The sequence below is a fragment of the Streptomyces sp. NPDC047079 genome (assembly GCF_040643755.1).
In the GTDB taxonomy this organism is placed as follows: Bacteria; Actinomycetota; Actinomycetes; order Streptomycetales; family Streptomycetaceae; genus Streptomyces.
This window is the reverse complement of record NZ_JBEYUZ010000034.1, coordinates 24,730-43,842: the sequence shown is the minus strand read 5'-3', so window position 1 is coordinate 43,842 and position 19,113 is coordinate 24,730. Positions and strand designations below refer to the sequence as shown.

Here is a 19,113-nt window from a genome sequence, read left to right as displayed (position 1 = left end):
CATTCCGAACCCGGAAGCTAAGCCTTACAGCGCCGATGGTACTGCAGGGGGGACCCTGTGGGAGAGTAGGACGCCGCCGAACAAAATTTGAGAAAAAGCCCCAACTCCGGGATGAACCCGCGAGTTGGGGCTTTTTCGCGTTGCTCACCAGACAGTCAGGGGCACGTCATCCGGATGGCGGGGCTGTGTCACGCGCCTGGGTCAGCGCCGAGGTCCGTGGTCCTCTTGAGCACAGCGCGCAGGGCACCCTGTCGACCATCGGGCTCGAAAACTCCTACGCCGACGCGGAAGCGAGCGCGCAGGGCTGGAACTGGACCGTGGCGGCCAACTCCAACCCGTACAGCGAGGAGGGCTGGCCCGCAAACTACCGGTCCGCGATGCCGGAGCCGAAGCGCAATCTGTACGGCCCGTGCCGGGTGATCAGGAGAGCGGGAGGACGACGACGGCTGATCCAGGGAGACCGGGGCCCTGACCGGCTGAGTTCCGCTCGCCGTAGCGGGAGCGGCTCGTGGAAAATGGGGCCGCACCCACCGCGTGCGGTGGTTACGGTGGCCGTATGTCTTATGTGATCAGGTCCATACGCCCAGACGAGTGGCCCGCGGTGAAGGAGCTGCGGCTCGCCGCGCTTCAGGATCCGGTCGCACGCCTCGCGTTCCTGGAAACCTTCGAGCAGGCCTCGGGCAGGCCGGACAGCTACTGGCAGGGGCGGGCGGCGATGGGTGCCGAGGGGGCTCTGGGAGTGCAGCAGATCGTCGCGGAAGGCGAGGACGGACGCTGGGTCGGCAGCCTGACGGTGCTGATCGAAGAGGCCGGCACCAAGGACTGGGCCGGTTTCCCGGTCGAGCGGAGGCAGGGGCATGTCGTCGGCGTGTTCGTTCGGCCCGAGCACCGCGGAAGCGGGCTGACCGAGGCGCTGTTCGAGACCGGCCTGAAGTGGGCGTGGGGGCGCGGGGTCGAGCGGGTGCGGCTGATCGTGCACGAGGAAAACGGCCGGGCCAGGGCCTTCTACCGCAAGGTGGGGTTCGTGCCGAGCGGGCTCACCGTCCCTCTGTCGGACGACACGGGGGAGTCCGAGCTGGAGATGGTGATCGAGCGGCACTAGGGCGCTACACCGGCAGTTCGTACCGCGGCCAGCGTGCCCGGGCCTGTTCACGGGAGCGGAGCAGGGCCAGGGTGGGCAGACCGCGGTCCGCTCCGGAGGAGAGCAGATCCGGGAGCTGGGGCACGGGAGCCACGGCCGCCACGTCGTCCAGCACGAGGGTGAGTGGTGGGTCGAGGCGACCGGAGGATGACCGTTCGGCCATGCGCCGGCCGCGCTCGACCACGCTGGAGGCGAGAGCCGTCAGAAGCGGCATCGCGCCGGGATGTTGTCTGGGGTCCTCGATGGATTCACCCACCACATAAAGCGTTCCCCCTTCGTTGATGAAGGAATCCAAGGCGAGGCTGTCATTTCGATTGGATGTGCATGCCTCTCGGATATTGACCGTGAAGAGGGAGGACAGGGCGCGTGCGGTCAACTCCTGGGCCATGTCGCGGCGTTCGGGGTAGGAGGTGAGGGCCGCCTCCAGCTCCCCGGCCGCGCCCGAAGACGCCTTCTGGTGCGTGCGCAGCGCCCGTACCGCCTCCTGGACCTGGCTGCCCTGAGCCCAGCGGTGGATGTGCCGGATGGTGCGGCCGTCTATGGCGGCGGCGTGCAGATAGCTCCGCAGGAGCGTCTCCGCCACATCGGCGACCGCCTGGTCGATTCGGGCCGTGGGGCGCACGGGGGCGAGCAGCGCGGTGGCGCGGGCCGCGGCGGTCGTCTTGTCCTCACAGCCGGAGGACGGGGACCAGTGCAGCCGCGCCGGGGTGTCGCACAGGTGGGAGGGGTCGTAGAGGAGGACGGGCCCGAGCTTGGCGCGGGCGTCCTTGGTCTCGGACCACAGGGCAGGGCTGGAGGTGACGACCAGAGCGGGACCCGCGGCGTCGCGCACGGCCTGGGCGGCTACGGGATGACGGATGTCGGGGGTCCCGAGGACCACGGACGGGGATGTCCCCGGGGCGGTGAACGCGGTGACGGGGGAGCCGGGCTGCTCGGGGGCGGCACCGATCAGCGGGGTGGGGGGTCTTCGCTCCGCCGCGGTCCTGAGGGGAATCGCCCGCGGCGTCGGGGGATCTGCCGCGAGGTGCTCCACGGCGTGGTGCTGCCCAACGGGGCTGGAGGCCGGAACCAGGGTGGAGTACGGCACACCGGCGTCCGTACTCCTCGCAGTGGTGGCCGGGGCAGGTGCGCCGAGCGCCGGGGCGGGCAGGCCGCTGGCCGGTGCGGGTGAGTCGACGGCCGGGGCGCGTGTGTCCGTGTCGGTGGCCGGGGACGGCGGGCCGCCCGTCGCGGCCCGCGCCTTCTTCCGCGCTCGTACCTCCTTCCACCGTGCCACCGTGCCGATCGCGAACACGGTCAGAACGAACAGCACCATCAGTTCGCTTATGAACAGGCCCCAGAACAGCCCGTACCCGGGCAGTTGACCGGCCGGTGCGTCCGGCCATGCGCCCGAGATGTCGTGGGGCTGGGCGATCAGATGGCGCATGGCCACCGGCGTACGGCTGAACCGGACGCCGTGCGGCCAGGCACCCCGCGAGAACCAGCCCGCGAGGCCCGTGGCCGTCCACACCATCAGCGTCACACCCAGCAGGAAGGCCAGTACGCCCACCAGCAGGCCGTCGGGGACGCCTCCCTGGCCGTTGCGCTGCTCCCGCTGTTCCTTGCCTGGTCTCATAGGGGCCCCAGTCTCAAGCCACTGTGGACTCGGACGAGCCGTCGAGGTCGCCCATCCGCTGTTCCACGAACGCCGCCGCTCGCTCCTCCGCCTCCAGCTCCGCGGCGCGCAGCGCGTCGTCGGCCGCCAGACGGTCGCTCGCCGACTCCGTCATCGCGCGGTCGGTGAAGACGAGCGGTCGCTCCGACTCCGTGACCAGGTGTTTGACCACCTGCACATTGCCGTTGACATCCCAGACCGCGATGCCGGGCGTCAGGGTCGGGATGATCTCCACGGCCCACCTCGGCAGACCGAGCACCCGGCCGGTCGCCCGTGCCTCGTCCGCCTTCTGGGCATAAATCGTCCTGGTCGACGCCATCTTCAGGATCGCGGCCGCCTCCTTCGCCGCCGCTCCGTCCACCACGTCGCTGAGGTGGTGCACCACCGCCACGAAGGACAGACCGAGCCGTCGGCCGAACTTCAGCAGCCGCTGGAACAGCTGGGCGACGAACGGGCTGTTGATGATGTGCCAGGCCTCCTCGACCAGGAAGATGCGCTTCTTCCGGTCGGGGCGGATCCAGGTGTGCTCCAGCCACACACCGACGATCGCCATCAGGATCGGCATGGCGATCGAGTTGCGGTCGATGTGGGACAGGTCGAACACGATCAGCGGGGCGTCCAGGTCGATGCCGACCGTCGTCGGCCCGTCGAACATGCCCCGCAGGTCACCGTCGACCAGGCGGTCAAGGACCAGTGCCACGTCCAGGCCCCAGGCCCGTACGTCGTCCAGGGCGACGTTCATCGCCTCCGCCGAGTCCGGTTCGGGGTGCCGCAGCTGCTCGACGATGTCGGTGAGGACCGGCTGGCGCTCGACGATCGTCTCGTTGACGTAGGCGTGTGCGACCTTCAGCGCGAAGCCGGACCGCTCGTCCAGGCCGTGTCCCAACGCGACCTCGATGATCGTGCGCAGCAGTGCCAGCTGGCCGGTCGTCGTGATCGCCGGGTCGAGCGGGTTGAGGCGGATGCCGTGGTCCAGGGCGGCCATCGGGTCGAGGCGGATGGGGGTGATGCCCAGTTCCTGGGCGATGAGGTTCCACTCGCCGACCCCGTCCTCGCCCTGCGCGTCCAGGACCACGACCTGCCGGTCGCGGAAGCGCAGCTGGCGCAGCACATACGTCTTCTCGAGCGCCGACTTGCCGTTGCCGGACTCGCCGAGGACGAGCCAGTGCGGCGCCGGGAGCTGCTGGCCGTACAGCTGGAAGGGGTCGTAGATGTAGCCCTTTCCGGAGTAGACCTCGCGACCGATGATCACGCCGGAGTCGCCCAGGCCGGGGGCGGCGGTGGGCAGGTAGACGGCCTGGGCCTGGCCCGTGGACGTGCGAACGGGCAGCCGGGTCGTCTCGACCTTGCCGAAGAGGAAGGACGTGAAGGCGTCGGTCAGGACGGACAGCGGATCCCGCATCAGGGCCTTACCTCCGAATGCCGGTGGCGAAGGGGAGCGTGTTGACGAAGGCCCGGTGGTGCTCGCGGTCGCACCACTCCAGCTTCAGATACGACTTGCCGGCTGAGGCACGGATGGTCCGCTTGTCGCGGGCCAGGGCCTCCGGCGAGCGGGCGGAGACGGTGATGTAGCCGACCAGGTTGACGCCCGCGGCGCCGCTGGCGAGGTCTTCGCCGCGCTGGTCGAGGCGGGAGTGGGCGGCGAGGTCACGGGGGTCGACGGTGCGGTTCATCTTGGCGGCCCGGCTGGCCTCGGCCACGTCGTTCGTCTTCTCGGTCAGCATGCGCTCGATGGCGACCTCGGTGGGTTCGAGGTCCATGGTGACGGCGACGGTCCGGATGACGTCCGGGGTGTGGACCAGCAGGGGTGCCAGGAAGTTCACGCCGACCGGGGTCATCGGCCACTCCTTGACCCATGCGGTGGCATGGCACCAGGGCGCGCGCGTCGACGACTCCCGGGTCTTCGCCTGGAGATAGGTGGGCTCCATGGCGTCCAGTTCGGCGGGCCACGCGTTGCGCTTGGTCATCGCCTGGATGTGGTCGATGGGGTGGTCGGGGTCGTACATGGAGTGGATGAGGGAGGCGAGCCGGCCCTGCCCCAGCGGCTGCCGTACGCGGATGTCGGCTTCCTGGAGCCGTGAGCAGATGTCGGTCAGCTCGCGCGCCATGACGACGGCGAGGCCCGCGTCGCGGTCCACCTTCTTTCCGCCCTGGGGCCGCGCCGCGCGGGCCATGGCCTGGGCCTCGGCGGCGAGTTCGCGGGTGTAGTGCATACAGGCGACGAGATAGGCGCGGTGCTGCTCGCTGCTCGTCGACACCATGGACTGGAGCTGGTCGTAGGACTCCCGCAGCCAGGCCGGGGCGCGGTCGTCGCCGCGCTGGGCGACGTCCTTGGCGTGCGCGTCCGGGTCGGCGGGCAGGGTGCGGGCCAGCATCTGGAGGCGGGTGACGAAGCCGTCGCCGTTCGCCACGTGCTTCAGGAGCGTGCCGAAGCGGTCGACGAGGGCCTCCTGGTCCTCGCTGTCGCGCAGGCCGACGCCCGGGCCCTCGATCTCGATGGCGGCGGTGACGGTGCGCCGGTCGGCGTGCAGCAGTACCGCGATCTCGTCGGGTCCGAAGGGGGCGGCGAGCCAGGTGATCCGCCCGATGCCGGGCGGCGGCCCCACCTCGACCTCACGCCCGTCGAGCCCGATGCCCGCCTCCATCACGGCGCTGCGGTACGTCGTCCCCTGCCGCAGGGTCCGCTTGTAACTCCGGTTGATCTCGAACCACTTGTAGAACGTGCGGTGCTTGTACGGGACGTACACGGCGGCCAGTGCGAGCAGCGGGAAGCCCATCAGTAGGACGATGCGCAGGGACAGGACCGGGACGAGGAGCCCGCACATCATGCCGAGGAACGCGCCCGCGATGATCAGCACGATCTCGCCGGATTCGCGGTTGCGGCCGACGATCGCGTTCGGCCGGGCGCGGCCGATCAGATAGGTCCGGCGGGGCGTGACCGGATGCGACACGTGGGACTGGGTCGTCAACGCCCTTCACCTCCTGTGCGGTTGGTGCTGCTGTTGCGGGTGCTGCCGGCGTGTGGGGTGTCGGCCGGGCTGGTACGTGGCGGGGGCGCGGACGAGGTGACGTGTCCGCCGCCCGGGGTGCGCGTGCTGTGCGCGGCCACACCGCCGGTCACGGGGTTGGCGGGCCGCGGCGGCTGGCCGCCGCCCGGGCCGCCGCCGGTGTCGGCGCGGCTGCTGTGGGTCTTGATGCCCTGGGCGACGAGGGTGGCGGGGGAGCTGATGACGGCCGCGGCCTTGCGCTCGGCGCCCTGCATCACCCGGTTGTTGCGGGAGGCGGCGATCTCGTCGCCGAAACCGGGGACGAATCGGTAGATCATGGCACTCGCGAAGATGGCGAGCAGGATGATGGCGAGCCCGGAGACCACGGCCGCGAGGGAGTCCGGGCCGTTGTCCGTGGCGAGGGCGCCGGCGAGTCCCAGCACGATGACGATCACGGGCTTGACCATGATCACCGCGATCATGATGCCTGCCCAGCGGCGGACGTGGCCCCAGAGGTTCTTGTCGACGAGGCCCGAGTAGACGACTACGCCGAGCAGGGCGCCGACGTACAGCAGGACCGCTCTCAGGAACAGCTCCAGATACAGCACGCCCGCGGCGAGGATCGAGACGAGCGAGACGAGGATCAGCATGATGGGGCCGCCGCCGATGTCGGTTCCCTTGCTGAGTGCGCCGGAGAACGCGCCGAAGAAGGTCTGGGTCTGGTCGCCCGTGGTCTTGGCGAGGACGTCGCTGACGCCGTCGGTCGCGGAGACGACCGTGTAGAGGATCAGCGGGGTGAAGGCGGAGGCCAGCACGGTGAGCCAGAGGAAGCCGACGGCTTCGGACACGGCGGTGGCGAACGGGACGCCGCGTACCGCCCTCTTGGCCACGGCCAGGAGCCACAGCAGGAGGGTCAGGATGGCCGAGGCCGCGAAGACGATTTCGTACTGGTGCAGGAACGCCGAGTTGGTGAAGTCGACGCTGGCGGTCTGCTTCACGGCCTCACTGAGCTTGTTGACCGTCCAGGCGGCGGCTTCGGCACAGCCCTTGGCGAGGGAGGAGAGGGGGTCGAGGGTGTCGGGGAGGGTGCTGGAGGGGCTGCCGGAGCCGGAGGTGTTGCCTTTTTCGCAGTAGTCCTTGGCGGGGCCGTGGATGAGGTCGCAGGGGTCGTTGCTCTTGGTAGGCGTGGGGCTGGGGGCCGCGACAGCACGTGCGGCGAGCAATACGGTTGCGCCCTGAACGGCCAGGAGCGCGCCAGACAGCTTGAGTACGTAGCGGTTAGCGGGCATAGGTGAACCCTCCGTACTCCTCGACAGCCTTGGCCATGTCCTCGGCGCTGGAGGCACGCTCATCGCCCGGGACGGGTGCAGGACCGTCCTTTTGAGAGTGCTGCACGATCTTCCAGTCGCCGTTGTTCCACTCGAGCTGCATGGTGATGGTGAACCAACTGCTGGTGACCGGGTTCGTGGAATTCTGTCCGGCGAGGCCAAGAAGGCCGCTGCACCAGACGTCCACGGTCGCCTTGTCGGGCGCGAAGCGCGTGGCATTGCTGCCGATGGGGCTGGTGCGCGAGACGAACGTGTAGCCCTGCGGTGTGGAGCCGTCCGCGTTCAGGCCGACCTTCTCGCTGAACTGTGGGGTATATGCCTTGTCCAGCGTGCCCTCGAAGTAGGCCACCCGTGCGGGTGTGATGATCGCCCTGAGGATCTCATCACGTCTGTCCTTGTTGAACATGTCGGCCGAGCCCAGGGCCACCGCATAGTTCGCCGCAGCCGACTGGGCCCCCTGTTCGTCTCGGGTGAAGCCCGAGGGGATCGTGCCCGGCTTTGAGCGGACCGGGCGTGTGCCGGTTGCCGCCGTGGGGGCCGAGCGTGTCTTGTCGTCGCTGTTGCCGCCCGACGAGGAGCCGCCCCCGCGGTTCGCGAAGGCGATCGCGGCGATCAGCAGGACGACCACCCCGACGACCGTGGCCAGGCTGCGCGAGGGGGACCGGCCCCGCCGGGCGCCCCCGTACACGTCACCGGCCCGGTGGGGCAGCCGCGTCCGCGTCTGCCCGACGCCGCCGTACTCTCCCTCGCCTCCGCCGGAGGCACCGTCACCGAGACTCACGCCGCGCACGCCCCCTCGAACTCGTGGTCGTTCCGCGCCCTGTGCGGAAACGCGTGGAAGTACGACGGTAGCCGTGCTGGCTCCCGCGCGTGCGCGGTGTGATGACTCGACATCAGGGAAACGCAACCTCAGCCGGTGGGCGCGACGGACGGATGGGTCGAAGGAGCAAGCCGGGGCGCCCGCACGGGACTGACGGGGCGCCAGGCGGGTCGTGGCGGTCCGGGCCGCCCTACACGGCCATGCCGTACACGATCGTGAACAGCGTGCCGAGCGAGCCGATGATGAAGACGCCGGTCAGTCCCGCGATGATCAGGCCCTTGCCCTGTTCGGCACTGAACGTGTCGCGCAGGGCCGTCGCGCCGATGCGCTGCTTGGCCGCGCCCCAGATCGCGATCGCCAGGCAGAGCAGGATGGCAACGGCCATCACCACCTCGACCATCACGCGAGCCTCGTTGCCCAGGCTGCCGAACGGGCCCCAGTTTGGGGCGATACCGCCGATGATCGTGTTGATGTCGCCTTTTGCGGCCGCGAGATGCATGTAAGTCACCGCCCCTGGTGGGTAGTTCCGTAGCCCCTGCCACGCGCGCAGAGGTCACGGTCATTCTCGCTGACAATGACGCCGTCGTATGTCGACTTGGCGTCATTGATTGGCGGGTTCCGTACGTGTCCCTTGCATCCGGCCCCGACAGGCCCCTCATGGAGGCGTGGGGCGGTATCGCAAGGGGTGCACGGTCACTGTGTGTATCACGGCAGGTCACCACGGGCAATGAGGTGCAAGCGGAACCTGTCGTGCGGTTCTGTCGTTAACCCCCTTTTTGCCGCGACGACTCGGGCCGGCTCCCGGGGTGACCCGTTCGGCCGGAACCTTCGGTACGGGGGTCACCCGTACGAGCGGAAGGTTATCTTCCTCGCCCACCTGCCGTGCGGAGCCGGTCTGTTGAGGGGGCGGAGACGGCTTGCCGCCCTACCGGTCGAAGGCCGGGTGAGGGTGCGTCCTGGTACTCGCCTCACGGGGCGTGCAGGGGGCTCCTGGGACCGGCCGGCCCATGCGCGTCCGGCCGCCGATGGGGACGGACGGATACGTCTCGAACTGGAGCACATCGCTCATGTGGGCGATGAGCGCTGGGCCGAGTTCGTTCCCGGCGCGGTGGGCGTGGGCAGGACATGGCCCTTGGTGAGTGAAAGTGGACGAGTGAACGAAGGCGGGCGAACGAAGGTGGGTGACGGTGATACGTCTGAAGGGGCGATGCCGCCCCGCGCCGGATGCGCACGCCACCTGCGGCAATGGACCTCATAGGCTAATTTCACGGTGCCCGCGGGGCCTTTCTCACCTTCGTGGGCCACAGTGGAAGGTGATGAACCGCATCACGCGCCCCTCTGGTAACCGCCGACACGCGTTCGTCGGTGCTCTCGTGCTGCTCGCCGTCACGACCTCCTCCGTGTCGGCCGCCGACGGCGGTCCCGGACCGCTGGGCGTGACCACCGAGGCCGGGATCAGCACGCCCGGTTCCCGGGTCGGTGCGCTCTTCGGCCCCGGCGGCGCCCTGGAGGGCGGGCACTTCTGCACCGCCTCCGTGGTGCGCAGCAAGGCCCGCAACCTGATCGTGACCGCCGCGCACTGCCTGGGAGGCGGCACCGTCTGGTTCGCGCCCGGCTACCGGGACGGCAGGGCCCCGTACGGGATCTGGAAGGTCACCAGGACATACGTGGGCGACGGCTGGAGCGATGACCAGGACGAGGACAGCGACATCGCCTTCGCCGCGGTGGAGACCGCCGGCGGTGTCGACGTCGAGGACGTCGTCGGCGGCAACCGGTTCGTCACCGGGCGGGCGGCCGGAGCCACCGCCGTCACCGTCATGGGATACCCCAACTCCCGTGAAACGCCCATCCTGTGCGTCAACAAGCCGACCGTCCACAGCGCCACGCAACAGCGGATCGAGTGCCCGGAATTCAGCAGTGGCACGAGCGGCAGTCCCTGGGTCGACGCCGACGGCGAGGTCGTCGGCGTGCTCGGTGGCCACGAACAGGGCGGCTCCACCGCCGACGTCTCCTACAGCGTCCTCCTGAAGGACGAGGCCGCGGACCTGTACCGGACCGCCGCGGGCGAGTGACCCCGGCCGTCCGGCGCGCCCGCCGGACGGCCGCAGGGGCCCGTTGAACGGCATCCCGTCACCGGTCGCCCCGGCGGTTGGCCGATCTTGTTCGCCGACGGTGGCCGGACCAGCTCCTTCCCGGTTCCCCCGCGCCCCCGCGCCCCTACACTGACGCTCGGCGGACTCCCGTTGGGCGAGGGGCGGTTGACGGTGCGTAAGGCGTGGATCTGGGCAACCGTTGCCGTCGGTGCCGCGCTGAGCCTGGTGATGGTGCTCGTCCTCGGGGTCTACGTGGTGGCCGGGAACCTGGCGAACGGCCTCGGGAGGGGGACCGTCGGGCTCGCCAAGAACGCCGTGCCCGCCGCCTATGCGTCGCTCGTACAGAAGTGGGGCAACTTGTGCGGCGCGATCAACCCCGCGCTGCTCGCCGCCCAGCTGTACCAGGAGAGCGGCTTCAACCCGCGCGCCAAGAGCCCCGCGAAGGCCGAGGGCATCGCGCAGTTCATCCCCGGCACCTGGGCCATCCACGGCATCGACGGCAACAGCGACGGGGTGGCCGACGTCTGGGACCCGCGCGACGCGATCCCCTCGGCGGCCTCGTACGACTGCAAGCTCGCCTCGTATGTGAAGGACGCCCCCGGGGACCCGACGGAGAACATGCTCGCCGCCTACAACGCGGGGGCGTACGCGGTCATCAAGTACGGGGGCGTGCCGCCGTACAGGGAGACCCAGAACTATGTGAGGACCATCACGACCCTGGCGAAGAGCTTCGCCGCGCCCGTCCGGCGGGTCGACCCGTCCAAGCAGGCGGCCGGCGCGATCTACTTCGCGCAGAAGAAGCTCGGCACCCCGTATCTGTGGGGCGGCGACGGCACCGCCGACCAGGGCGGGCGCTTCGACTGCTCCGGACTGACCAAGGCCGCGTACGAGAGCGTGGGCGTCGCGCTGCCGCGTGTCGCCAACGACCAGTACAACGCCGGGCCTCACCCGAAACGGGACGAACTGCTCCCGGGAGATCTGGTGTTCTTCTCCGACGACCTGACCGACTCCCGTGCCATCCGGCACGTCGGCATCTACGTCGGCGGCGGCTACATGATCGACGCTCCCAGGACCGGTGCGGTGATCCGTTTCGACCCGATCGACACCCCTGACTACTTCGGGGCGACGCGTGTCACCGAAGATGGCGCGAAAGCGCTGCCCACGACGGTGTGAACCGGGGTGGGAAGGACAGGTGCACGGGTGCCGGTCGGCCGAAACTCTCCGTCACCGCCACCTCCCTGAGCTGCGAAGACGAGTCTCTCTTCGATAACGTCTGCGTGATCATTGTGTGGAATGTGGAACGTGGAGAAGAGGGTTGTGCGTTCCTTCTGACGTAGAGCGTTGACGTACGGCAGCCGGCTTGACGTGGAGCGGATCTACGACCACGGGGGTGGTGGAGCGGCGCGCGCACCGGCGTGTCCGCGCAACGGGACAGAGGACGAAGGGGCCGCGTACGATGGCTGCACTCGCCGAATCCGGGTCGAACCCCGACGTCGATCTGCTGTATGACATCAATGGCCTGGCCAAGGACGCGCCGCACTGGTTCGACCGCGTCATGGCGTTCGTCGGCGAGTACGGGCTGCTGCTCGCCATGGCCCTGCTCGTCCTGTGGTGCTGGTGGACCGTGCGCAGACGGGGTGGTGCCGATGCGGCGTCCTCCGTCGCCGCGCTGGTCTGGGCCCCGCTCGCCGCCGGCCTCGCGGTGCTGGTGAACGTGCCGATCCGGGGTTTCGTGGAGCGCCCCCGGCCGTTCGTCGACCACCAGGGGCTCGACGTCCTCGTCACCGGCAAGACGGACTACTCCTTCGTCAGCGACCACGCAACGCTCACGATGGCGGCGGCCGTCGCCCTGTTCGTCGCGAACCGGAAGTTCGGGCTCATCGGCCTGGGACTCGCGCTGCTCGAAGGCTTCTGCCGGGTCTACATGGGGGTGCACTATCCGACGGACATCGTCGGGGGCCTGGCTCTCGGCACGGCTGTCGCGCTGCTGCTCTCCCCGCTCGCCATGGCGCTGCTCACCCCGCTCATGAAGGCGGTGGAGCGTTCGCCCCGCGCCGGACGACTGGTGCGGGCGCGAGGGGAGCGCGCGGCGCAGGCCGTGGTTCCCGGGACGCGCACGGAGCAGACGGCGGAGGAAAGCGACCTGGCGGCGTAACGGCCGCGGCCGTGCGGTTCGGCGGCTGCGGAGTGGCTACTGCGGCGGGACGGGCGCGCCCCAGGGCGCGGGGCGCGCTGCGGAGTGGCTACTGCGGCGCGACGGGCGCGCCCCAGGGCGCGGGGCCGTGCTCGGTGTGGCCGCCCCGCGCGGGGCGTTCGCTACAGCGCCTGCGGGAACGTGAAGAACCCGTTGGGGTCGTACTGGTGCTTGAGCTGTGTGAGACGGGCGGCCGCGTCCCCGTAGTACGCCTTCCGCCAGTTCGTCAGGGCCGGGTCCGTGTAGTTCTGGTACGCGGCCCCGGACGCGTGACCGCGCATGGACGCGTGCGCGGACGCCAGCCAGGACTGGGCAGTCGTGCCGGAGGTGCCCGCGCGCCAGCTCGCGATGTACTGCGCCAGCATGCGGGAGCGGCGGTGGACGAACGCCGTGGCCGTCGGGGAGACCCGGTTGACCGCGCCGCCGAGGGCGGTGAAGGCGACGCTTCCCGCGCCGCCCCGGACCTGCGTCATCTGCCGCAGGATCGTCTGGATGCCGGCCGCCGGGATCGAGCGGTCGAAGAAGTCCGAGCGCGCCGCGTACGTCTCACGGCCGAGGGCGCCCTGCGCGGAGCGGCCCGGTGTCGAACCCGGCAGATGGCACTGGGCGTCGGAGGAGAAGGACGAGCAGCCCGCGTACACCTCCATCGCGGCCTCGTACGACCGCCGCCGGAGCGAGACGGTGCGCGCCGGGGCGCCGACCTTCGCGGCCAGGCGGTCGACCGCGTTCTGCAGTTCGCCGTAGGTGCCCAGCGAGAACACCGAGACGGAGACGGTGGGCGTGCCGCCTGCCGCGCTCTCCAGGTGGCAGGAGGACCAGATCTCGTCGGGTTGGCCGGGACCCCACTCCTGCCATGCGCCGAGGACGGCGGCGGCTTTGGACCAGGGCCAGGACAGATAGGCCGACACCGCCTGGGGTGCCGGATGCGTCCTGAACCGCAGTTCGGTGACGACGCCGAAGTTGCCGTTGCCCGCGCCGCGCAATGCCCAGAAGAGGTCCTTGTTCTCGGTGGCGTTCGCGACCAGCTGCTTGCCGTCCGCCGTGATCAGCGTCGCCTGGGTGAGGCTGTCGCAGGTCAGTCCGTACGCCCGGGAGACCACGCCATGGCCGCCGCCCAGGGTGAGCCCGGAGACACCGACGGTGGGGCAGGAGCCGGCGGGTATGGTCACGCCCTTCGCGGCGAGCGCGCGGTAGACGTCGATCAGCTTGGAGCCCGCGCCGACGACCGCCTCGTTGCCGCTCGCCCGGATGTTGTTGAGCTTCGACACGTCAACGATCAGCCGGCCGTCGCCGGAGGACCAACCGGCGTAGGAGTGCCCGCCGTTGCGTATCGAGACCTTGACGCGGTGGGCCCGGGCGTACGCCATGACGGTGCGGATGTCGTCGGTGTGCGCCACGTACGCGACCGCCGCGGGCTTGAGGGAGTCGAAGCGGGTGTTGTAGAGCTGGTGGGCCGTGGGCCAGGAGCGGTCGCCGGGGCGGACCAGGGTGCCCGAGAGGTCCTTGGCCAGGGCCGTCCAGTCGGCGGCGCGGGCGCCGGCGCCGGCCGCACGCATCGACGTGCCCGCGGCGCTCGCCGTGTCCACGGCCGCCGCTGAGCCGCTCGTGCCGCCCGTGCACGCGGCGGTGACCGCCGTCGCGAGTACGGCGGTGGTTCCGCCGATGAACGTACGCCGTTGCATGTGGGCCTCCCTTGGGTTCCGTGGAACGAGACGGGCGGGCATCGCGGCGGGTTGCGCCGGGGAAGGCCACAGAATCGCTACAGCGCGGGGCAGTTACACCCGGTCTGGTCGATGGTGGATGATGTGTCCGGAATGGTCTGGTCGGCTGCCTCAGCCGGCGTGCCCCTCGGCGTCCGACCTCGCCAGACTGCGCGCTCTGCGGGCCGGCCCCCGCCAGCCGCAGGTGCACAGGGCCACGCAGAACCGGCCCTGTTCGACCGTCGTCGCGCGGTGTTCTTCCGGACCGGTGGGTATGTCCTGCTCTTCCACTCCGGCAAGGTTACCCAAGGCAAGTGTGTTGCCGGCCGACGCAAGTGCGGTGCACGCCAAGGCGCGTGACCGGCCGAGGCGCGTGACGGGTCTCCCTACTCGTCGTTAACCGGAACGACAGGAGGGACACCGGGACGGACCGGCTGGGGGTAGGCGGACGATGGTGGTGCGGCAGCACGGTCGGGTCGGTGCGGCGGTCGTGGCGACGCTGGGACTGCTGGTCTGCGGCACCTCGGTCACCGGATGCGTGGGCGGAGGGGCCGCCGCCGAGGACGACCCCTCCGGCACGGACGCCGTCCAGGCGTTGCACGGGGCGGCCGCGGCCCTGGTGCGGGCGGGCAGCTCCAGGGCGCGGACGTCGATGGAGATGGCCACCGGCGGGACCCGGGTGACCATCCGCGGCGAGGGCGTCTACGACTTCCGCGCCAGGCTCGGCCGGCTGACGGTCCTGCTGCCGCGGGATCCCGCGGGTACGGAGGAGCACCGCCCCATCACCGAACTGCTCGCGCCGGGTGCCCTGTTCATGAAGAACCGCGGCGCGGGGGTGCCCGCCGACAAGTGGGTGCGGGTCGACACGGCCACGCTCTCCGACGGCAATCTCGTCACCGGCGGCGCCACCGACCCGTACGCGGCGGCCCAGTTGCTGCACGGGGCCCGTAGCGCGAGCTACGTCGGAAGGGCCGAGGTCGCGGGCACGCCCGTGCGGCACTACCGAGGGGTGGCCGACATCGGGCTCGCGGCGCGGAGCGCTCCGGCCGCGGACAAGGAGCCGTTCCGGGCGGCGGCGAAAGGGTTCGCCACGGTCGAGGTGCCGTTCGACGCCTATCTCGACGACCAGGGGCGCCTGCGGAAGGTCCGCCACCGGTTCAGTTTCGTCAACGGCCGGCAGAAGACGACGGTCGCGGTGGCGTCGACGACGCTGCTGTACGGCTTCGGGGCTCCCGTCGACGTACGGCTTCCGGCGACCCGGGACATCTTCGCCGGGAAGATCGCGGAGCCGTGAGGAGGGCCGGGCGTCGCCGGGGGCGGGCAGGCCGGAAGTGGCGCGGCTGAGGGGCCGGAAATGGTCCGTCCGTGCCATGCGCGGCCCGTGGATCGCTCCCTACCCTAGGAAGTCGGTGACGGCAGAAAGAGGTGACGCACGTGGCTCCGGTCGGCGGTACGGCAGTTCAGGACCACGTGGCCCTCGCCGAGATCGAGCTGTGCGGTGACCTGATCATCGCAGCCTCGGCCGCACACGAGGACCGGCTCAGTCTTGAGAGCATCGACGAGGTGCTGAAGGTGGCCGAGGAACGGGACATGGTCGGCAGGTGAGCCGGCGTCCGCCGCACGGCGGCGGACGCCCCGCCCGTCCCCTCGCGGCGTCAGGTGCGCAGCAGCCGCCCGATCGCCTTCGTGGCCTCCTCGACCTTCGCGTCGATCTCCGCGCCGCCCTTGAGCGCGGCGTCCGCGACACAGTGGCGCAGATGCTCCTCGAGGAGCTGGAGCGCGAAGGACTGCAGGGCCTTCGTCGAGGCGGAGACCTGGGTGAGTATGTCGATGCAGTACACGTCCTCGTCGACCATGCGTTGCAGACCCCGGATCTGGCCCTCGATGCGGCGCAGCCGCTTGAGGTGCTCGTCCTTCTGCTTGTGATAGCCGTGGACGCCTCGGTCGTGGTCGGTCACCACGGCCCCGGCGCCCTCGGAGGGCACCGCCGCGCCGGCCTCGGTGGTCGTCATCGCGTCCTCCTGTCGACAGCTGCCCGGGGATCCCGGAACCGGAGGGTGACCCGCTGTGGCGGATCCTTTACTCCCGGCACGGACATATACCCCTGGCGGGTATATGGTAACGAATTTTGCTGGGTATGGAGCCCTTGGCCAGCGCTTAGGCCACGCCCGCACCGCCCCCGTGCTGATCACAGAGTCCGATGGGCGACACTGGAGGACGGCCCCTTAGCCGTGGCCGGATGATGCGCCTAGCATCAGCCTGACCGAAACCGAAGCATCTGAGGATCCCACGTGCGCTTTCGTCTGACCCCCAGGGAGACGAGCTTCTATGACATGTTCGCCGCGTCCGCGGACAACATCGTCACGGGCTCGAAACTCCTCATGGAACTGCTCGGGGCGGACTCCTCCGCCCGGGCCGAGATCGCAGAGCGTATGCGGGCAGCGGAACACGCCGGTGACGACGCCACGCACGCGATCTTCCACCAGCTGAACTCCTCGTTCATCACACCGTTCGACCGTGAGGACATCTACTCCCTCGCGTCCTCCCTCGACGACATCATGGACTTCATGGAGGAGGCCGTCGACCTGGTCGTCCTCTACAACGTCGAGGAACTGCCGAAGGGCGTCGAGCAGCAGATCGAGGTGCTGGCCAGGGCGGCCGAGCTGACGGCCGAGGCGATGCCGAACCTGCGCACGCTGGAGAACCTCACCGAGTACTGGATCGAGGTGAACCGCCTGGAGAACCAGGCGGACCAGATCCACCGCAAACTGCTCGCCCACCTGTTCAACGGCAAGTACGACGCGATCGAGGTCCTGAAGCTCAAGCAGATCGTGGATGTGCTGGAGGAAGCGGCGGACGCGTTCGAACACGTGGCCAACACCGTGGAGACCATCGCGGTCAAGGAGTCCTGAGGCGTCCATGGACACCTTTGCTCTGATCCTGACCATCCTGATCGCACTGTTCTTCGCGTATACCAACGGCTTCCACGACTCGGCGAACGCCATCGCCACCTCCGTCTCGACGCGTGCGCTGACGCCCCGGGCCGCGCTGGCGATGGCGGCGGTGATGAACCTCGCCGGTGCCTTCCTCGGCAGCGGGGTGGCGAAGACGGTGAGTGAGGGCCTGATCCAGACGCCCAGCGGCGGCGAGGGGATGGGGGTCCTCTTCGCGGCACTGCTCGGCGCCATCGTCTGGAACCTGGTCACGTGGTACTTCGGCCTGCCGTCGTCCTCGTCGCACGCCCTCTTCGGCGGGCTGGTGGGCGCGGCTCTCGCGGGCGGTACGCGGGTGTACTGGTCCGGGGTCCTGGACAAGATCGTCACGCCCATGTTCCTGTCCCCGGTGGTGGGCCTGATCGTCGGCTACCTGGTCATGACGGCGATCATGTGGATCTTCCGCCGGGCCAATCCGCACAAGGCGAAGCGGGGCTTCCGCATAGCGCAGACCGTCTCGGCGGCCGGCATGGCGCTCGGCCACGGCCTCCAGGACGCGCAGAAGACCATGGGTGTCGTGGTGATGGCGCTGGTCATCGGCGACGTCGAGAACTACGGCGACCCGATCCCGGTGTGGGTGAAGCTCGTCTCCGCGGCGATGCTGTCGCTGGGGACGTACGCGGGCGGGTGGCGCATCATGCGCACGCTCGGCCGCAAGATCATCGAACTGGACCCGCCGCAGGGTTTCGCGGCGGAGACCACGGGCGCCTCGATCATGTTCGCGACGGCGTATCTGTTCAGGGCGCCGATCTCGACGACGCACGTCATAACGTCGGCGATCATGGGCGTGGGCGCGACGAAGCGGGTGAACGCCGTGCGATGGGGCATCGCCAAGAACATCGTGCTGGGCTGGTTCATAACGATGCCGGCGGCGGCGGCCGTCGCGGCGTGCGCCTTCTGGTTGATCAACCTGGCGTTCCTGTAACCATGGGGCCGAGGCCCTGCGGGGCCTCGCAGAAACCTTTCTCCACCCCCTCCCGCGCCCGGCGAGGCCCAACCGAAGCGGCCGGCGCGAGACGGGGTGGTTTGTCTGTGCCCCCGTCCCGGGTTCCGCTTTCGAGATGCGGCGCCCGGGGGCGCGGCAACACTGGACCTATGACTACGAAGGCACTTCTCGAAGGCGGGCCGGACGATCTCGCAGGCAGGCTCGTGCCGATCGTTCCCCCCGGCAAAGAGCTGAAGATTCCGCACCGCGGCGGATACGAGCACTACAAGATGACGTCGCGACACGAGAGCAGCCAGGAGGGCCAGGTCACCGTCTACCAGTGGTGGGAACGCACGGAAGTCGCCGAATAAGGCGAGCGGGCCCGCCCCCGGGAGCCAGGGGCGGGCCCGCTTCTACCTCGCGGCGGCACCGCCATGCAGCACCGCGAGGGGTCTTCGGACCGGGTTCCGGATCAGCCGAAGCGACCCGAGATGTAGTCCTCCGTCGCCTGGACCGACGGGTTGGAGAAGATCCGCTCCGTCTCGTCGATCTCGATCAGCCTGCCCGGCTGGCCCACGGCCGCCAGGTTGAAGAACGCCGTGCGGTCGGAGACACGCGCCGCCTGCTGCATGTTGTGCGTCACGATGACGATCGTGAAGCGCTCCTTCAGCTCGCCGATCAGGTCCTCGATCGCGAGGGTGGAGATCGGGTCCAGGGCCGAGCAGGGCTCGTCCATCAGCAGGACCCTCGGTTCCACCGCGATCGCGCGGGCGATGCACAGACGCTGCTGCTGACCGCCGGACAGGCCGGAGCCCGGCTTGTTCAGGCGGTCCTTGACCTCGTTCCAGAGGTTCGCGCCCCTGAGCGACTTCTCCACGACGTCGTTCAGTTCCGACTTCTTGAAGCTGCCGTTCAGTCGCAGACCCGCCGCCACGTTGTCGAAGATCGACATCGTGGGGAAGGGGTTCGGGCGCTGGAAGACCATGCCCACCTCGCGACGGACGGAGACCGGGTCGACCCCGGCGCCGTACAGGTCCTCGTTGTCGAGGAGCACCTTGCCCTCGACGCGTCCGCCCGCCGTCACCTCGTGCATGCGGTTGAGCGTGCGCAGGAACGTCGACTTGCCGCAGCCGGAGGGACCGATGAACGCCGTCACCGATTGCGGCTCGATGGACATCGAGATGTCCTCGATCGCCTTGTGGGAGCCGTAGTAGGCGGAAAGACCGCTTACGTCGATTCGCTTGGCCATGACTACTTCACTTCCAGTATCAGTCGCTG

General features: G+C 69.7%; 19 protein-coding genes and 1 rRNA gene. 10 read left to right on the top strand and 10 right to left on the bottom strand.

The window, feature by feature from the left end; translation table 11 throughout:
- Together rrf and ABZ823_RS28035 are read left to right on the top strand one after the other, a co-directional pair.
- Positions 1–82, top strand: a 5S ribosomal RNA gene (gene rrf / locus ABZ823_RS28040); the annotation flags it as partial.
- Positions 83–556: 474 nt separating this feature from the next.
- The gene (locus ABZ823_RS28035; RefSeq protein ID WP_361665643.1) at positions 557–1,102 is read left to right on the top strand and encodes a GNAT family N-acetyltransferase; all 546 of its coding nucleotides are present in this window, start codon (positions 557–559) and stop codon (positions 1,100–1,102) included.
- Between the two features lie 4 nt (positions 1,103–1,106).
- Here ABZ823_RS28035 and ABZ823_RS28030 read toward each other — a convergent pair whose 3' ends face one another.
- The 6 genes from ABZ823_RS28030 to ABZ823_RS28005 all read right to left on the bottom strand — a co-directional run bounded on the left by ABZ823_RS28030 (position 1,107) and on the right by ABZ823_RS28005 (position 8,429).
- Positions 1,107–2,756 (bottom strand): type VI secretion protein, encoded by a 1,650-nt coding sequence (locus ABZ823_RS28030; RefSeq protein ID WP_361665642.1) that lies wholly within the window; start codon positions 2,754–2,756, stop codon positions 1,107–1,109.
- Between the two features lie 13 nt (positions 2,757–2,769).
- A complete protein-coding gene (locus ABZ823_RS28025; protein ID WP_361665641.1) occupies positions 2,770–4,197 on the bottom strand; it encodes an ATP-binding protein in 1,428 nt (475 codons plus the stop codon).
- A 7-nt stretch (positions 4,198–4,204) separates the two neighbouring features.
- Positions 4,205–5,764 carry an SCO6880 family protein gene (locus tag ABZ823_RS28020; RefSeq protein ID WP_361665640.1) on the bottom strand — a complete coding sequence of 520 codons (1,560 nt, stop codon included), beginning with the start codon at positions 5,762–5,764 and terminating at the stop codon, positions 4,205–4,207.
- Positions 5,761–7,071 carry a hypothetical protein gene (locus ABZ823_RS28015; RefSeq protein WP_361665639.1) on the bottom strand — a complete coding sequence of 437 codons (1,311 nt, stop codon included), beginning with the start codon at positions 7,069–7,071 and terminating at the stop codon, positions 5,761–5,763. The genes ABZ823_RS28020 and ABZ823_RS28015 overlap by 4 nt, the downstream gene beginning before the upstream one ends.
- Positions 7,061–7,891 (bottom strand): hypothetical protein, encoded by an 831-nt coding sequence (locus ABZ823_RS28010; RefSeq protein WP_361665638.1) that lies wholly within the window; start codon positions 7,889–7,891, stop codon positions 7,061–7,063. The genes ABZ823_RS28015 and ABZ823_RS28010 overlap by 11 nt, the downstream gene beginning before the upstream one ends.
- Positions 7,892–8,120: 229 nt before the next feature.
- Positions 8,121–8,429, bottom strand: coding sequence for a hypothetical protein (locus tag ABZ823_RS28005; RefSeq protein ID WP_071364221.1), 309 nt, complete (start codon positions 8,427–8,429; stop codon positions 8,121–8,123).
- An 817-nt stretch (positions 8,430–9,246) separates the two neighbouring features.
- On the opposite strand from ABZ823_RS28005, the gene ABZ823_RS28000 reads away from it, so the two are divergent.
- The 3 genes from ABZ823_RS28000 to ABZ823_RS27990 all read left to right on the top strand — a co-directional run bounded on the left by ABZ823_RS28000 (position 9,247) and on the right by ABZ823_RS27990 (position 12,178).
- Positions 9,247–10,002, top strand: coding sequence for a serine protease (locus ABZ823_RS28000; protein ID WP_361665637.1), 756 nt, complete (start codon positions 9,247–9,249; stop codon positions 10,000–10,002).
- Between the two features lie 192 nt (positions 10,003–10,194).
- Complete coding sequence (locus ABZ823_RS27995; protein WP_361665636.1) at positions 10,195–11,196, top strand: bifunctional lytic transglycosylase/C40 family peptidase; 1,002 nt, start codon at positions 10,195–10,197, stop codon at positions 11,194–11,196.
- A 283-nt stretch (positions 11,197–11,479) separates the two neighbouring features.
- A complete protein-coding gene (locus ABZ823_RS27990; RefSeq protein ID WP_361665635.1) occupies positions 11,480–12,178 on the top strand; it encodes a phosphatase PAP2 family protein in 699 nt (232 codons plus the stop codon).
- A gap of 161 nt (positions 12,179–12,339) precedes the next feature.
- Here ABZ823_RS27990 and ABZ823_RS27985 read toward each other — a convergent pair whose 3' ends face one another.
- Together ABZ823_RS27985 and ABZ823_RS27980 are read right to left on the bottom strand one after the other, a co-directional pair.
- On the bottom strand, positions 12,340–13,899 hold the full coding sequence (locus ABZ823_RS27985) for an FAD-binding oxidoreductase (protein WP_361665634.1): 1,560 nt from the start codon (positions 13,897–13,899) through the stop codon (positions 12,340–12,342).
- A gap of 150 nt (positions 13,900–14,049) precedes the next feature.
- On the bottom strand, positions 14,050–14,208 hold the full coding sequence (locus ABZ823_RS27980) for a hypothetical protein (RefSeq protein ID WP_361665633.1): 159 nt from the start codon (positions 14,206–14,208) through the stop codon (positions 14,050–14,052).
- Between the two features lie 160 nt (positions 14,209–14,368).
- Between ABZ823_RS27980 and ABZ823_RS27975 the strand changes: the two genes are divergently transcribed.
- Together ABZ823_RS27975 and ABZ823_RS27970 are read left to right on the top strand one after the other, a co-directional pair.
- Positions 14,369–15,211: a hypothetical protein gene (locus ABZ823_RS27975; protein ID WP_361665632.1), complete on the top strand. Its 843-nt coding sequence runs from the start codon at positions 14,369–14,371 to the stop codon at positions 15,209–15,211.
- 131 nt (positions 15,212–15,342) lie between these two features.
- On the top strand, positions 15,343–15,522 hold the full coding sequence (locus ABZ823_RS27970) for a hypothetical protein (protein WP_361665631.1): 180 nt from the start codon (positions 15,343–15,345) through the stop codon (positions 15,520–15,522).
- 50 nt (positions 15,523–15,572) lie between these two features.
- Here the strand turns inward: ABZ823_RS27970 and ABZ823_RS27965 are convergent, their stop codons facing one another.
- Positions 15,573–15,929: a metal-sensitive transcriptional regulator gene (locus ABZ823_RS27965; RefSeq protein WP_361665630.1), complete on the bottom strand. Its 357-nt coding sequence runs from the start codon at positions 15,927–15,929 to the stop codon at positions 15,573–15,575.
- Between the two features lie 279 nt (positions 15,930–16,208).
- On the opposite strand from ABZ823_RS27965, the gene ABZ823_RS27960 reads away from it, so the two are divergent.
- The 3 genes from ABZ823_RS27960 (at position 16,209) to ABZ823_RS27950 (ending at position 18,206) form a co-directional block, all read left to right on the top strand.
- Entirely contained in the window at positions 16,209–16,829 is a 621-nt protein-coding gene (locus ABZ823_RS27960) for a DUF47 family protein (protein WP_360984730.1), read from the top strand.
- 7 nt (positions 16,830–16,836) lie between these two features.
- Entirely contained in the window at positions 16,837–17,835 is a 999-nt protein-coding gene (locus tag ABZ823_RS27955) for an inorganic phosphate transporter (protein ID WP_361665629.1), read from the top strand.
- Between the two features lie 170 nt (positions 17,836–18,005).
- On the top strand, positions 18,006–18,206 hold the full coding sequence (locus ABZ823_RS27950) for a DUF5988 family protein (protein WP_361665628.1): 201 nt from the start codon (positions 18,006–18,008) through the stop codon (positions 18,204–18,206).
- A 101-nt stretch (positions 18,207–18,307) separates the two neighbouring features.
- Here the strand turns inward: ABZ823_RS27950 and pstB are convergent, their stop codons facing one another.
- Positions 18,308–19,084 carry a phosphate ABC transporter ATP-binding protein PstB gene (pstB, locus tag ABZ823_RS27945; RefSeq protein WP_361665627.1) on the bottom strand — a complete coding sequence of 259 codons (777 nt, stop codon included), beginning with the start codon at positions 19,082–19,084 and terminating at the stop codon, positions 18,308–18,310.
- Positions 19,085–19,113: the final 29 nt, after the last annotated feature.